This window comes from Streptomyces sp. NPDC003032, assembly GCF_053591415.1.
The window spans coordinates 1-16253 of record NZ_JBSFTT010000075.1 but is presented as its reverse complement, the minus strand read 5'-3'; the positions used below and the strand labels follow the sequence as shown (position 1 = coordinate 16253).

Genomic DNA, 16253 nt, shown 5'->3' with positions numbered 1-16253 from the left:
GATCTGCCGGAGGAGCTGGAGCTGCCGGTGGACCGGGCGCGTCCGGCGACGGCCAGCTACCGGGGCGGGACGGTCGAGTTCACCGTCCCGCAGGACACCGCCCGACAACTGACGGCCTTCGCGCGCCGGCACCGTGCCAGCACGTTCATGGTGCTGCAAGCGGCCGTCACGGCGCTGCTCTCCCGGCTCGGAGCGGGAACCGACATCCCGATCGGCACACCGATCGCGGGCCGTACCGACGACGCGCTGGACGACCTCGTCGGGTTCTTCGTCAACACCCTGGTGCTGCGCACCGATCTCTCCGGGCGGCCCACCTTCGCCGAGCTGGTGGCCCGGGTGCGCGAGACGGACCTGGCCGCCTACGCCCACCAGGACGTGCCCTTCGAACGCCTGGTGGACGCGGTCAACCCGCAGCGTTCCCTCGCCCGGCACCCCCTCTTCCAGGTGGTGCTGTCGCTCGCGGGCGCCGACCGCGCCGTGAACGGTGAACCGGTCGAGCTGCCCGGCCTCACCGCCGTGCCGCGCCCGGTGGGCACCGGAGCGACCGCTTACGACCTGCTCTTCGGCTTCGGGGAGCGGCACGACGAGAACGGCGAGCCCGCGGGCCTGTCCGCCCTCCTGGAGTACAGCACCGACCTCTTCGACGCGGGGACGGCCCGATCCGTCGTCGACCGGTTCCAGCGGCTGCTCGCCGCGGTCCTGGCCGACCCGGACCAGCCGGTGGACCGCATCGACGTACTGGAGCCGCTGGAGCGGCACCAGTTGACCGAGGAATGGAACGACACCGCCCTCGACCTGCCGCACGGCACCTGGGCCGACCTGTTCGAGGCGCAGGTGGTCCGCACGCCCGATCACCCGGCAGTGGTGGACGGCGGCACCACGCTGAGCTACGCGCAGCTGAACGAGCGGGCCAATCGCTTCGCGCACCGGCTCATCGCCCTGGGCGCACGTCCCGAGCAGTTCGTCGCCGTCGCGCTGCCGAGGACCGCGGACCTCGTCGCCGCCCTGCTCGGCCTCCTCAAGGCGGGCGCCGCCTACCTGCCCATCGACCCCAACTACCCGGCCGAGCGCCTGGAATTCATACTGGCCGACGCCGGCCCCGACCTGCTGGTGACCACCGGCGAGCTGGCCGGAAAGCTGCCGCACACCGACGCCCTCCAGCTGATCGTCGACGAACCGGAGACGGCGCACGCCCTGAACCGGGAACCGGTCACCAACCCCACCGACCACGACCGCAACGCGCCACTCAGCCCCACGAACGTGGCCTACACGATCTACACGTCGGGCTCCACCGGCCGCCCCAAGGGCGTGATGGTGCCGCACTCCGGCCTCGCCGGCCTGGCGGTCGGACACGCCGACAAGTTCGCCCTGGACGCCGGGAGCCGGCTGCTCCAGCTCGTCTCGCCCAACTTCGACGCCGCCATCGGTGACTTCGTGATGGCGCTGCTCACCGGAACCACCATGGTGCTCGGACCGGTCGGCGGCCACGTCGGCGGGGATGAGCTGGCCGAGCTGATCCGCCGCGACGAGATCACGCACGTGGCGATCCCGCCGACGCTGCTCAGCACCCTCGATCCGGACACCGCGCCCAGCCTGCGCGGCGTACTGATGGGCGGTGAGTCGTTCTCCGCCGAGCTGGCCGCCCAGTGGGCACGCGCCGGAGTACGCGTCATCAACGTCTACGGCGCCACCGAGTCCACCGTGCTCACCACCATGAGCGAACCGCTGCGGGGGGACACGGCCCCCGACGCGGGCCGCCCCATCCCCAACGACCGTCTCTACGTCCTCGACAGCGGGCTCAGCCCGGTGCCCGCGGGCGTGGTCGGTGAGGCATACCTCGCCGGTGAGGGGATCGGCCGCGGCTATCTGCACCGGCCGGTCCTGACCGCGGAGCGGTTCGTCGCCGACCCGTTCGGCGGGCCCGGCGCACGCATGTACCGCACCGGTGACCTGGTGCGCCGCAACGCCGCGGGAGACCTCGAGTTCGTCGGCCGCGCGGACGACCAGGTGAAGATCCGCGGGTTCCGGGTGGAACTCGGCGAGATCGAGGCGGTCCTCGCCGGCCACCCCTCCGTGTCCCAGTGCCTGGTCGTGGTCGATGTCGACGCACACGGCAGCCGCCGTCTCGTGGCCTATACGACATCCGGCGCACCGGACGTGCGGAGCGACCCGGACGAGCTGCGCCGCCACCTGTCCGCAAGCCTGCCCGAGTACATGGTCCCGGCGGCACTCGTGCCACTGGACGCCTTCCCCCTCACCCCCAACGGGAAGATCGACCGCAAGGCGCTGCCCGCCCCCGACTTCGACGCCACGGCGACCGGCAGGGAACCGCGCGACGAGCGGGAGAGGGCCCTGTGCTCCCTCTACTCGGAGGTGCTCGGTCTCGAACGGGTCGGCGTCGACGACGACTTCTTCACCCTGGGCGGCGACAGCATCATGTCCATCCAGCTCGCCAGCCGGGCCCGCCGGGCAGGGCTCGTGGTCTCCGCGAAGGACGTCTTCGAACACCGCACCGTCGCCGCCCTCGCCGGCATAGCGGGGGACGCGGTGGACGAGGAGGACGAAGAGGCGGGCGCCGGCACGGGCGACATGCCCCTGACGCCGATCATGCACCACTTCGCCGAGCTGGGCGGGCCCTTCGCCAGGCTGAACCAGTGGCGGCTGCTCCAGGCGCCCGCCGGGTGCGACGAGGAACGGCTGCGGGCGGTCGTGCAGGCACTGCTCGACCACCACGACGCGCTGCGGCTGCGCGTGACGAAGGAGCCCGGCACACCGTCGGACGGACCGGGCGCGAGCGCGGGATGGCGCATGGAGGTGCGGGAACCGGGCGACGTCCGGGCCGAGGACACCGTGCGCCGGGTGGATCTGCGCGGCCTGGACGACCGGGCCTGCCTGACCGCGATGGCCGACCGCACCACGGAGGCGCGCGAGCGGCTCAGCCCCGAGAACGGGGTGATGCTCCAGGTGGTGTGGTTCGACCGCGGCCCCGATGTACCCGGGTTCGTCCTGGTGGACGCCCACCACCTCGCCGTCGACCCGGTCTCCTGGGCCATCCTGCTGCCGGGCTTCACCGAGGCCTGGCAGGACGTGACCGAGGGGCGCGAGCCGAGCCTCCAGCCGGTGGGCACCTCCTTCCGCCAGTGGGCGCACCGGCTCGCGAGCTGGGCTCTGGCTCCCGAGCGGGAGGAGGAACTGGGCTACTGGACCGACCTGCTGAAGCGGGCGGAGCCCCTGCTGGACCGGCCCGAGCGGGACTGGGCCGCCGAGACCAGCGAGAACGCCGAGGTGGTCTCGGTCACCGTCCCGGCCGACGTCACCCGCGCGGTGCTCACCAGCGTCCCCGACGCCTTCTACGCCGGCGTCGACGACGTGCTGCTCGCCGCCCTCGCCCTCGCACTCGCCGACTGGCGCGGTGGTCAGGGAGCGGGCGTGCTGGTGGACGTCGAGTCGCACGGCAGGGAGGAGGACGTCATCGCGGGCACGGACGTGTCCCGCACCATGGGCTGGTTCGCGGCGATGGCGCCGGTCCTTCTGGACGCCGGGACCTGCGACGTGGCCGAGGCCATGGCCGCGGGACCCGCCGCCGGTGAGGTGCTCCGGCAGATCAAGGAGCGCCGCAGGTCGGCACCGGACCACGCGATGGGCTTCGGCGCCCTGCGCCACCTCAACCCGCGCACCGGCCCCGACCTGGCCGCGCTGCCGCGGCCGCAGATCGGCTTCAACTATCTGGGCCGGGGCGGCGAGTCCGAGGCCCGCGGCCCCGAGAGCGGCGCCCGGACGGACTCCGCGGGCGACTGGGCCGTGCTCGGCGACCTCGCGGGCATCGGCGGCCAGGACCCGGCCATGCGCATGCCGCACGAACTGGAGATCGCCGTGGCGACCAGGGACCGGGCCGAAGGGCCCGAGCTCCAGGCCCACTGGGTATGGCCCCGAGGCCTGTTCGACGAGGCCGGGATACAGGCTCTCGCCGGGACGTGGATCCGGGCGCTGCGCGCGCTCGCCGACCACACCGAGCGACCCGAGACAGGCGGCCACACCCCGTCCGACGTGGCGCTGTCCGAACTGAGCCAGAGCGAGATCGACCTGTTGGAAGCCGAGTGGAGGATGACGGAATGAGCCAGTCGGGCCTGGAGGACATCCTGCCCCTGTCCCCGCTTCAGGAAGGAATGCTCTTCCACAGCGTCTACGACGCGACGGCGCCGGACGTCTACGCCGCGCAGCTCGTGGTGGACCTCGAAGGTCCACTCGACCGGGAGGCACTGCGCGCCGCCGCCGGCGGGCTGCTCGCCCGGCACGGGAACCTGCGCGCCGGTTTCCGCTATGAGGGCCTGAGCCGCAGCGTGCAGATCGTGCCGCGCCAGGTCGCCCTGCCCTGGCGCGAGGTGGACCTGAGCGAGGCGCCGGAGACCGGGCGGGCGGCCGCCGCCGACCGCGTGGTGGAGGAGGAGCGCACACGCCGGTTCGACCTGGCCGAACCGCCGCTGCTGCGCTGCGCGCTGGTGCGGCAGGGCGCGTCGAGCCACCGCTTCGTACTTACGTTCCACCACATACTGATGGACGGCTGGTCCCTGCCGATCGTCTGGCGCGAACTCCTCGCGCTCTACGCGGGCAAGGGAGTGGCCAGGGAGCTGCCCGCGGTCCGCCCGTTCCGCGGGTACCTCTCATGGCTGGCCCGCCAGGACCGCGCCGTGGCGCAGGCCGCCTGGCGCGAGGCCCTCGCGGGGACGGACGGCCCGACCCTGGTCGCGCCCGGCATCGCCGACACGCCCGTCGCGCCCGGACAGCTGCACGCGCGGCTGTCCGCGGAACAGACGGCGAAGCTCGGCGTGTGGGGCCGGGAGCGGGGCATCACCCTCAACACCCTGGTCCAGGGCGCGTGGGCGCTCGTGCTCTCGGCACTCACCGGCCGGTCCGATGTCACCACCGGCATCACCGTCTCCGGCAGGCCCTCCGAAGTCGAGGGCATCGAGGGCATGGTGGGCCTCTTCATCAACACTGTGCCGATGCGCGTCCGGCTGCGCCCCGACGAGCCGATGGGGAACTACCTGCGGCGGCTCCAGGACGAGCAGACCCGCATGATGGCCCACCAGCACATCGGTCTCGCCGAGATCCAGGCCGAATCCGGACTCGACGGGCGCAAGCAGCTCTTCGACACCCTCGTGGTCTTCGAGAACTACCCCTCCGGGGGCCAGGGCGGCGGCGCGCCGAACGGTGGCACGGGCCTACGGGTCACCCAGGTCTTCGGACACGACGCCACCCACTATCCGCTGGCACTGATCGCCGGCCCCGGAGAGACCCTGTCGCTCCGCCTCGACCACCGGCCCGACGCGTTCGACGCCGACGCCGCACAGGCCGTGCTCGACCGGGTGGTGCGGATCCTCACGGTGCTCACCGACTCCGAGGAGACGCCGGTCGGCGGGCTCGACCTTCTTCTGCCCGGCGAGCGGGAGCGGCTGCTGGCGCTCGGCGCGGGGCAGGAGACCACCCCCGCCGAGGGCACGTTGGCGGAGTTGTTCGAGGCACAGGCGCGCCGCACGCCGGACGCGGTCGCGGTCGTGTCCGACGGCCGGAGCCTGACGTACGCCGAGCTGGACGCACGGGCCGGCCGCCTCGCCCACTGGCTGGCCGGGCGCGGGGTGGCGCCGGAGTCGTTCGTGGCACTGGCCCTGCCGCGCGGCGTCGACCTGGTGGTGGCGGTGGTGGGCGTCCTCAAGGCCGGGGCGGCGTATGTGCCGATCGATCCGGACTACCCGCGCGACCGTGTGGCGTACATGCTGGAAGACGCCCGCCCCGCCCTGGTACTGGACACGCTGCCGGCGGTGGTGACGGATCCCGCCGCCCCGGTGGCGAGGACGGTGGCCGGTGTGCTGCCGGACCATGCCGCGTACGTGATCTACACGTCGGGTTCGACGGGGCGCCCCAAGGGCGTGGTGGTGCCGCACCGGAATGTGGTGCGCCTGTTCTCGGCGACCCGGGGCTGGTTCGGTTTCGGCCCGGACGATGTGTGGACCCTGTTCCACTCCTACGGATTCGACTTCTCCGTCTGGGAGTTGTGGGGGCCGCTGCTGCACGGCGGACGCCTGGTGGTGGTGCCCTTCGAGGTGAGCCGGTCGCCCGAGCGTTTCCTCGAACTGCTGGCCGACGAGCGCGTCACCGTACTGAACCAGACACCGTCCGCTTTCTACCAGCTGATGCAGGCGGACGCGGAGAACCCGGAAGTCGGCGACGAACTGGCCCTGCGGTACGTGGTGTTCGGCGGGGAGGCGCTGGAACTGGGGCGCCTGGAGGAGTGGTACACGCGCCACCCCGACGACGCCCCGGTCCTGGTGAACATGTACGGCATCACCGAGACGACGGTCCACGCCACGCATCTGGCGCTGGACGCGGCGACGGTGGCGAGACGCCCGGCCAGCCTGGTGGGCGCGGGCATACCCGACCTGCGGGTACGGGTTCTCGACGCCGCTCTGCGGCCCGTACCGGTGGGCGTCGCGGGTGAGCTGTACGTGGCGGGAGCGGGTCTGGCGCGCGGGTATCTGGGGCGCCCGGGACTCACCGCCGAGCGTTTCGTGGCGGACCCGTATGGCCCTACGGGCTCCCGGATGTACCGGTCGGGGGACCTGGCGCGGTGGAATGCCGAAGGCGGCCTGGAGTATCTGGGGCGCGCCGACGACCAGGTGAAGGTCCGCGGCTTCCGGATCGAACTCGGCGAGATCGAGTCGGTGCTGGCCGCTCACGCGGGTGTCGCCCAGTGCGCCGTGATGGTCCGCGAGGACCGTGCGGGTGACCGCCGGATCGTGGCGTACGCGGTGCCGTCCGACGGCCCGCTCGCGACAGCGGAGTTGCGCGAGCACGCGGCGGCGGGGCTGCCGGAGTACATGGTGCCGGGCGCCTTCATGAGCCTGGACGCGCTGCCGCTGACGGCCAACGGCAAACTCGACCGCCGCGCACTGCCTGCCCCGGTGCACGAGGCGGGCACCGGCAGCCGCGCGGCACGTGACCCCCGCGAGGAAATCCTCTGCGGACTCTTCGCCGAGGTTCTCGGCGTCGACCACCCGGGCGTCGACGACGACTTCTTCGAACTGGGCGGACACTCCCTGCTCGCCACCCGCCTGGTCAGCCGTGTCCGTACGGCACTGGGAGCGGAACTGTCCATCCGTGACCTCTTCGAGGCGCCCACCGTGGCCCAGCTGGCCGCGCTCGTGGACCGCACGGCGCTCTCCGCCCGCACCGGAGTGCGCCGCGCCGATCCCCGTCCGGACCGTATGCCGCTGTCCTACGCCCAACAGCGCCTGTGGTTCCTCAACAAGGTCGAGGGTGCCAACCCGACGTACAACATCCCGGCCGCGCTCCAGCTCTCCGGCCCGTTCGACGCGGACGCGCTGCGGGCGGCCCTGGCCGACGTCGCCGAGCGCCACGAGGTGCTGCGCACCGTCTTCGCCGAGGACGACGAAGGGCCCTACCAGTCCGTTCTGCACGGTCCGGCGGCCCGGCCGGAGCTGATCGTGGAGCAGGTCGCGGGCGACGACATCGAGACGCGCCTGGAGGCCGCCGCACGGCACCGCTTCGACCTCGGCTCCCAGGTGCCGTGGAGAGTCCGGCTGTTCGAGTGCGGTGGCGACGAGCGGGTGCTGTTCCTGCTGATGCACCACATCGCCGGGGACGGCTGGTCCATGCCGCTCCTCGTACGGGACCTCACGACCGCCTACGCGGCGCGAGCGGCCTCAAAGGCCCCGAAGTGGGCCCCGCTGCCCGTGCAGTACGCCGACTACACCCTCTGGCAGCGCGAGGTGCTCGGCACCGAGGACGACCCCGAATCGCCGATATCCCAACAACTCGCCTACTGGGAGAAGGCGCTCAAGGACCTGCCGGAGGAGCTCGCGCTCCCCTGCGACCGGCTGCGGCCCGCCGTCGGCACACACCGCGGCGGCACGGTCGAGTTCGAGGTCCCGGCCACCTTGCACGCGGGCCTGGAACAGCTCGCCCGCTCCACCAGGACCACACCGTTCATGGTGATCCAGTCGGCGATCGCCGTCCTGCTCGGCCATCTCGGCGCGGGCCACGACATTCCCATCGGCACCCCGGTCGCGGGACGCACGGACGACACACTCGGCGAACTGGTCGGCTTCTTCGTCAACTCACTGGTCCTGCGCACCGACACCTCGGGCGACCCGACCTTCGGTGAACTCCTGACCCGGGTCCGGGAGACCGACCTCGCCGCCTTCGCCCACCAGGACGTGCCGTTCGACCGGCTCGTCGAGATGCTCAACCCGGGACGGTCCCTGGCCCGGCACCCGCTGTACCAGGTGCAGCTCTCCTACGACAACAACGACCAGGAGTCGGCCGTCGCCGGTGTCGCGCTGCCAGGCCTCTCCTCGTCCCGCCGCACCGTGGGCATCGACGCCGCGAAGTTCGACCTCGTCTTCTCCTTCGCGGAGCAGCTCCGGGGCGCGGACGGCACGAGGCTCCTCACCGCCTCGGTCGGCTACAGCGCCGACCTGTTCGACGAGGAGACCGTGCGGGCCATGGCCGGCCGGCTGCTGCGGGTGCTCGAAGCCGTGATCGCGGACCCGAAGCGGAAGATCGGCCGACTCGATGTCCTGGAGCCGCACGAACGGCGTCAGGTGGTCGAGGGATGGAACGCCACGCGGACCCCCGTGACCTGGCGAGCCCTGCCGCGGCTCTTCGAGGAGCAGGTGGCCCGCACCCCCGGCCGGACAGCCGTGATCGACGGGGACGACCGGCTCAGCTACGCCGAGCTCAACGCGGCGGCCAACCGCCTGGCCCGCGACTTCATGGCCCGCCGGATCGGCCCCGAGGACCGGGTGGCCGTGGCACTGCCCCGCTCCCTGGAGCTGATCACCGCCGTCTGGGCTGTGTTCAAGGCGGGCGCCGTGTACGTACCGGTCGATCCCGCCTACCCGGCCGACCGCATCGCGTACATGCTCGACGACGCGGCACCGGCCGTCGTCGTGACCGACGCCTCCGTCGCCGCGGCGCTGCCCGGCGGGCGGACGGCCCGGAAGACGCTGATCCTCGACGAACCGGAGGTCGCCCGCCGGCTGGCCGCCCGGTCCGCGGCCGACATCGCCGCCCACGAACGGACCGTGCCCCTGCTGCCGGACCACCCGCTGTACGTCATCTACACCTCCGGCTCCACCGGCCGGCCCAAGCCCGTGCAGATGCGCGCCGAGGGCATGGTCAACCTGGCCGCCTGGCAGGACCGGGTCGTGCCGCACGCCGAGGGCAAGGTCACCGCCCAGTACGCGCCGATCAGTTTCGACGGCTCCCTCCAGGAGATGTGCTCGGCCCTGCTGTACGGCAAGACCCTCGTCGAATGCCCGGAGGAGACCCGCAGGAACGCCGAGCAGCTCGTCACCTGGCTCGACCGGCACGGGGTGCAGGAACTGTTCGCGCCCAACCTGGTGGTCGACGCCGTCTGCCGGGCGGCCGGTGACCTCGGCCTCGAACTGCCCGCCCTGTGCGACGTCGTGCAGTCGGGCGAGGCCTTGATCCCCAACGACGCGATGCGCGCCTTCTTCGCCCGCCCCGGGCGCCGGCTGCACAACCAGTACGGCCCGTCCGAGACCCATGTGATGACCGGCTGGGTCCTGCCCGGCGATCCCGCGCGGTGGGCGGCGGCACCGGACATCGGCGGACCCGTCGCCAACGCCCGCATGTATGTCCTGGACCCCGCGCTGCGCCCAGTCGCCCCGGGGGTCGACGGCGAGCTATACATCGCGGGCGCGGGCCTGGCCCGCGGCTACCTGGGGCGGCCGGGGGCGAGCGCGGAGCGCTTCGTGGCGTGCCCCTTCGGCGCTCCCGGGGAGCGGATGTACCGGACGGGCGACGTGGTGCGCTGGAACAGGGGCGGCCACCTCGAGTACGCGGGCCGCGCCGACCAGCAGGTCAAGATCCGTGGCTTCAGGGTCGAGCCGGGCGAGATCGAGGCGGTGCTGAGCAGACACCCCTCGGTGGACCGCGCCGCCGTGGTGGCGCGCACGGAGGGAACGGCCAAGCGCCTGGTGGCGTACCTGGTCCCGGCGGCCTCGGGCCTGGCGGACACCGCCGAGCTCCGCACGCACCTCGGGCGCAGCCTGCCCGACCACATGGTGCCGGCGGCATTCGTCCCGCTGGAGGCACTGCCGCTGACGCCGAACGGGAAGCTCGACCGGCGGGCGCTGCCCGACCCCGACGCCGACCGGAGCGGCGACCAGCGCCCGCGCACGCCCGAGGAGCAGATCCTCGGCGGCCTCTTCGCCGAGATGCTCGGCCTGGCCGGGGTGGGCGTGGACGACGACTTCTTCCAGCTCGGCGGCCACTCCTTCCTCGCCACCCAGCTCGTGAAGCGGATCCGCGTCACCTTCGGCGTCGACCTGTCGGTGCGCAGCGTCTTCGAGGAACCCACCGTCACGGGCCTCGCCAGGGAGATCGCCGCGGATGCTACCAGGGACCCGTTCACGACACTGCTTCCGCTGCGTCCGCGCGGCACCCGGCCGCCCCTGTTCTGCGTCCACCCGGGCTCCGGGACGAGCTGGAGCTACGCGGGACTGCTCAGCCACCTGGACGCCGACCAGCCGCTGTACGGGCTCCAGGCCCGCGGGCTGAGCGACCCGGACGCCCTCCCGGCCTCCATCGCCGAACTGGCCGACGACTACGCGGGGATGATCCGGCAGATCCAGCCCTCGGGCCCCTACCGGCTGCTCGGCTGGTCCTTCGGAGGACTTGCCGCGCACGCCGTCGCCACGCGCCTTGAGCAGCTCGGCGAGGAGGTGAGCATGCTGGCCGTCGTCGACGCCTACCCGCCGGTCGAGGGGCTCGTGGCCCCGGACGTGGCCGAACACGAGCTGCTCGCGGGGTCCCTGCTGCCCGGCTTCGCGTTCGACCCCGACGAGCTGCGGGACGACATCGACGGCCTCGTCGCCCGCTACGCACGCCATCTGGAGCGCGAGAACCACCCGATGGCGGCCCTCGGCGAGCGCGGCCTCAAGGGGGTGATGCGGGTGTACGCGAGCAACGACCGCCTGATGGGCACCTTCGAACCCGGCGTCTTCAGCGGCGACGTGACGTTCTTCGGCGCCCTCCGCGAGACCCCGGGGGCGGCGCTCCCCGAGGACGTGCGGCGCCGGATGACCGCGGACGCCTGGCGGCCGTTCACCGCGGGCACCGTCCACCACCACGAGATCGACGCCACCCACGGCTCGATGCTCTCCGACCCCGAGGCGCTCGCCGCCATCGGAAAGGCGTTGAACGGCGCCCTGTGAACCAGGGCGGTGACCCCGCCGCCCGTACCACCGCAGTACACCGAAACACCGGAACACCGAAACAGGAGGACACCTCAGATGAGCACCAACCCGTTCGAGGACAACGACGGCACCTACCTCGTACTCGTCAACGACGAGGGCCAGTACTCACTGTGGCCCGCGTTCGCCGAGGTGCCGAGCGGCTGGAACATCGAACTGGCCGAGACCGACCGGCAGTCCGCGCTCGACCACATCAACGAGAACTGGACCGACATGCGCCCCAAGAGCCTGATAGCGGCGATGGAGGGCGTGGCAGGCGCGGCCTGACACGGACCTGTACCGAAGACGCCGGGTGCCGCCCGCCGCGCAGGGCGGGCGGCCGCGGCCGCCGTGCGGCGCCGCACGGCGAGATCAGAGAGGTTTACCCAGCCCATGGCATTCCCGAGAACACCCCTGGCGGCCCGGGTCCGCACGGCGGTCATCGGTCTGCTCGCCCTCGCCTCGGCGGCGGCGCCGACCGTGGTGCCCGCCTCGGCGGACCAGGGCCCCGGCCCCTCGGACGTCGTCATCCGCTACACCGAGTACGGCATCCCGCACATTCAGGCGTCCGACTACCGGGGACTGGGACTCGGCTACGGCTATGCGGCGGCCAAGGACAACATCTGCACGCTCGCCGACACCTACATGACCGTACGCGGCGAGCGCTCGCGCCACCTGGGCGCCGACTCGGCCGCCAACTCCGGTCTGGGTACGGCGTCCAACAGCCTCAACAGCGATCTCTACTTCCGCGGGGTGGAGGAGAGCGGCGTCGTGCGACGGCTCGCGCGGAGCGCGCCGCCCACCGGTCCCGAGCCCGAGGTCGCCCAGCTCGTGCGCGGCTACGCGGCCGGTTACAACCGCTATCTGCGTGAGACGGGCGCGGGCGGCATCACCGATCCGGCCTGCCGGGGCGCGGCCTGGGTACGGCCCATCACCGGACTCGACGTCTACCGGCACATGCACGCCATCGCCACCATCTCGGGAACGGGCAGCGCCATCGACGGCATCGTCGGAGCCCGGCCTCCCGCGGGAACGGTCGCGAAACGCGGCACGGCCAAGGGCCCGTCCGCCGCGCGCATGGTGCGGGCACTGAAGAAGACCCGGCAGGACGAGGGCCTCGGCAGCAACGCGATCGGCGTCGGGGAGCGAGGCACGGCCGGGGGCGGCAGCGTACTCCTCGGCAACCCCCACTACCCCTGGCAGGGCACCCGCCGCTTCTGGCAGAGCCAGCTCACCATCCCCGGAGAACTCAACGTCTCCGGCGCCTCGCTGCTCGGCCTGCCCGTCGTCGCCATCGGCCACAACGAGAACGTCGCATGGAGCCACACGGTGGCCACCGCCGCCACGTTCGGACTCCACGAAGTCCCCGTCGTGCCGGGCGACCCCACCAGCTACACCGTCGACGGCAAGGCCGAGCGCATGCGCGCCACCAAGGTCTCCGTCCGGGTGCGCAAGGAGGGCGGCGCGACAGAAACGGTGGAGAGGACCCTCTGGTCGACCCGTTATGGGCCCGTCGTCACCGCGGGCCCCGGAGTGCCGCTGCCCTGGGGAACGACGGCCTACTCCCTCAGCGACCCCAACACCGGGAACCTGCGGCTGCTCAACAGCTGGCTGGGCCTGGACCGCGCCAAGGACACCGAAGGCGTACGGAGTGCCCTCGGCCGCACCCAGGGGCTGCCCTGGGTCAACACCGTGGCGACGGATCGCCGGGGCCGTGCGCTCTACGCCGGCCTCCAGGTCGTCCCGCACGTCACCGACGAACTCGCGCGCGAGTGCAGCACTCCGCTGGGCAGCCAGGTCTTTCCGGCGAGCGGCATCCCCATCCTCGACGGAGGCCGCGGCGCATGTGCTTGGGGCAGCGACCCCGAGGCGGTGCGGCCGGGGATCCTCGGCCCGTCGTCGCTGCCCGCGCAGACACGCGACGACTACGTCACCAACGCCAACGACAGCCCCTGGCTCGCCAACCCGCGGGCACCGCTGACCGGTTACCCGCGTGTGGTCGGGGACACGGCGACCCAGCGCTCCGCCCGGACCCAGGAGGCCATCACGGCGACCGAGCGCAGGCTCGCCGGCACGGACGGACTGCCCGGCAAGGGATTCTCCCTGCGCGGCATGCAGCGGACGCTCTTCAGCGACCACAGCAGGGTCGCCACCCTCATCGGGGCCGACACCGTACGGATGTGCCAAGCGTTTCCCGACGGGCGGGCCCCATCGGCCGGCGGACCGGTCGATGTCACCGACGGCTGCGCGGCGCTGGCCACATGGGACGGCACCTACCGCAAGGACAGCAAGGGGGCGTTGCTCTTCGCCCGTTTCGTCGCGCGGCTGGCAGCGGTGCGCGGCGGGCCCTGGCGCGTCCCCTTCGACCCGGCCGACCCGGTGGGCACCCCGAAGGGCCTGAACGACGAACGGCCCGAGGTGCAGCGGGCGTTCGGGGACGCGGCGGCCGAGCTGCGGGCCGCGGGCATCCCGCTCGACGGGCCGCTCGGCGACCACCAGTACGTGACACGCAACGGCGAGCGCATCCCCGTCCACGGAGGCCCGCACAGCCTCGGCGTGCTCGATGTGATCACCCCGGTGTGGGACCCGAAGGGAGGCAACACCGAGGTGGTCCACGGCTCCAGCTTCATCCAGGTCGTCGCCTTCCCCGGCGGGCGCGGACCGCGGGCGGCCACCCTGCTCACCTACGGGCAGTCGAGCGACCCGACCTCACCCCACTACACCGACCAGACACGGCTGTTCTCGGCGGGCCGCTGGGTGCCCGCCCGGTTCACCCGGGCCGAGATCGCCGCCGCACCGGGGCTGCGGACCGAGGTTCTGGGCCACGGCCGGTGAACGGTACATCGACGGACACGGCACAACGGACAGGAAGGAAGCCGGCATGCCGAAGGCTGCGGTGAACGGGATACGGCTGAACTACGAGGACGTCGGTTCCGGCGAGCCCGTGGTGATGGTGATGGGCACCGCGGGCAGCGGCCGCATCTGGCACACGCACCAGGTGCCCGCACTGAAGGCGGCCGGGTACCGCGTGATCACGTTCGACAACCGGGGGATCCCGCCGACCGACGAATGCCCCGAGGGGTTCTCCGTCGGGGACCTGGTCGCGGACACCACCGGCCTGATCGAGCACCTCGGCCTTGGCCCCGTCCGCCTGGTCGGCACCTCGATGGGCGCCTACGTCGTCCAGGAACTCGCCCTGGTCAGGCCGGAGCTGGTACGGCAGGCCGTCCTGATGGCCAGCCGGGGCCGCAGCGACGCGCTGCGCACCGCACTGGCCCGGGCCGAGACCGAGCTGTACGACTCGGGCGCCGCGCTGCCGCCCCGCTACCGGGCGGCGATCCAGGCCCTTCAGTCGCTGTCCCCGCACACCCTGGGCGACGAACAGGTCGCCGTCGACTGGCTCGACCTCTTCGAACTGGCCCATCAGGATCACGCGCCCGGAATCCGCGCCCAGATGTCTCTCGAACCCATGCCGAACCGGCTCGCCGCCTATTCCGGTATAGGTGTCCCCTGCCATGTCATCTCCTTCGCGGATGACCTCCTGACGCCGCCGGAACACGGCAGAGAACTGGCGAAGGCAATTCCAGGAGCGACCCTCGACGTCATTGAAAGAGCCGGTCATTACGGCTATCTCGAATGCCCCGAAGCAGTCAACGAAAGCCTTCTGGGATTCTTCGCGAGAGCGAAAGAGGGAGCTGCTTGAGATGAACAGAATCCTGCTCGCCCCCTTTCCCCTGCACGGACACGTGTTTCCCATGGCGGCACTCGCCGCCGAACTGGTCGCCCGCGGCCACCGGGTCACGGCAGCCATCAGCCCGCCGTTCGCCGAGGCGTTCAGGGAGGCAGGCTGCGAGGTCACCGAGATCCCCATCGAACCGCGGGCGGGTACGCCGCAGGAGCCGCCCGCGCCGCGGCGGGGGATCGCGGCCTCGGCACGGGCCGCACGTCAGGCCCGGCGCCGGGCCACCGACGAGCGGGCCCGGCTGGCGGCTCTGGTGGCCCAGGAGGCCGGCCGGACGCGCCCCCACGTGGTCGTGGCCGACGCGATGGCTCCCTGGGGCGCTGACGCGGCGCGGCGGACGGGGACCCGCTGTGCCGCGCTGTACGCGACGTACGCCCTGAACGAAGAGGTGATCCTGGCGGACGTGGCCAGGCGGGCGGCGCCCCGGACCGTGCGGCTGTTGCGGCGCTCCCGGCTGTTGCGCCGCCATCCCGCTGTGCGCGACCCCGCGGCCAGGGCCGGGCTCGTGCTGGTCAACAGTGCCCCGGAACTCCAGCCCGTACGCGGCTCGTTCGACGACCGGTACCGCTTCGTGGGGCCGCTGCGGCCGGCCGTCAGCGATCGGAGGGACACCGAGGAGGGCGGGCCGGACGCGCTGCCCTGGGAGCGCATCGAGAAGGGGCCCACGCTGTACGTGTCGACGGGCACCTTCTCGACGCGCGGCGCGGAGTTCTTCGCGGCCGTGGCCGAGGCGTTCGCCGGGACGGAGTGGTGCGTCGTCCTGGCCACTTCGCACACCGACCCCGAGGAACTGGGCGCCCTGCCCGAGAACGTGATCGCCCGCCGGTATGTGCCGCAGGGCGCCGTCCTCGAACACGCCGACGTCTTCCTGACCCACGCGGGCATGAACTCCGCCCTGGAAGCCCTGGTCCTGGGGGTGCCGATGGCGCTCGTACCCTCGTTCTGGGACCAGCGGACCATCGCCCGCCGCCTGGTCGAGCTGGGTGCGGGCATCGCGGTGGAGCCCTCCGCGACCGCCGCGGAACTGCGCGAGGCGATCGTGGGCCTGGCTGCCGACGACAGTGTGCGTGCCGTGATCGACTCGCTCTCCGGCCGCATGGCACGGGTGAACGGGCCCTCCCAGGCCGTCAGGGCGCTGGAGAAGTACGCCGCCTGGGGGTCGGCGGGGCGCAGATGAAAAAGGGGGAGGGGCGGTCTCGTGCCGCCATGCCGACCGGCATGGCGGCACGAGA

General features: G+C 72.5%; 6 protein-coding genes. All 6 read left to right on the top strand.

All coding sequences use genetic code 11. The annotated features are described in order from the left end of the window. The coding region (locus ACWDZ7_RS41325) for an amino acid adenylation domain-containing protein (RefSeq protein ID WP_451803908.1) at nt 1-4116 on the top strand (4116 nt) is incomplete at its 5' end. Then, complete coding sequence (locus ACWDZ7_RS41320) at nt 4113-11261, top strand: amino acid adenylation domain-containing protein (protein ID WP_451803907.1); 7149 nt, start codon at nt 4113-4115, stop codon at nt 11259-11261. The genes ACWDZ7_RS41325 and ACWDZ7_RS41320, both read left to right, overlap by 4 nt. Before the next feature lie 78 nt (nt 11262-11339). Beyond that, entirely contained in the window at nt 11340-11567 is a 228-nt protein-coding gene (locus ACWDZ7_RS41315; RefSeq protein WP_451803906.1) for an MbtH family protein, read from the top strand. Nucleotides 11568-11672: 105 nt separating this feature from the next. Further along, nucleotides 11673-14114 carry a penicillin acylase family protein gene (locus ACWDZ7_RS41310; protein ID WP_451803905.1) on the top strand — a complete coding sequence of 814 codons (2442 nt, stop codon included), beginning with the start codon at nt 11673-11675 and terminating at the stop codon, nt 14112-14114. A gap of 46 nt (nt 14115-14160) precedes the next feature. After that, nucleotides 14161-14982, top strand: a complete 822-nt coding sequence (locus tag ACWDZ7_RS41305) for an alpha/beta fold hydrolase (RefSeq protein ID WP_451803904.1) — start codon at nt 14161-14163, stop codon at nt 14980-14982. 1 nt (nt 14983) lies between these two features. Further along, a complete protein-coding gene (locus tag ACWDZ7_RS41300) occupies nt 14984-16198 on the top strand; it encodes a nucleotide disphospho-sugar-binding domain-containing protein (protein ID WP_451803903.1) in 1215 nt (404 codons plus the stop codon). The last annotated feature ends 55 nt before the right edge of the window (nt 16199-16253 follow it).

Coding starts and splice junctions, on each gene's coding strand:
- ACWDZ7_RS41320 (WP_451803907.1), top strand. CDS start 4,113: ATGAGCCAGTCGGGCCTGGAGGACATCCTGCCCCTGTCCCCGCTTCAG.
- ACWDZ7_RS41315 (WP_451803906.1), top strand. CDS start 11,340: ATGAGCACCAACCCGTTCGAGGACAACGACGGCACCTACCTCGTACTC.
- ACWDZ7_RS41310 (WP_451803905.1), top strand. CDS start 11,673: ATGGCATTCCCGAGAACACCCCTGGCGGCCCGGGTCCGCACGGCGGTC.
- ACWDZ7_RS41305 (WP_451803904.1), top strand. CDS start 14,161: ATGCCGAAGGCTGCGGTGAACGGGATACGGCTGAACTACGAGGACGTC.
- ACWDZ7_RS41300 (WP_451803903.1), top strand. CDS start 14,984: ATGAACAGAATCCTGCTCGCCCCCTTTCCCCTGCACGGACACGTGTTT.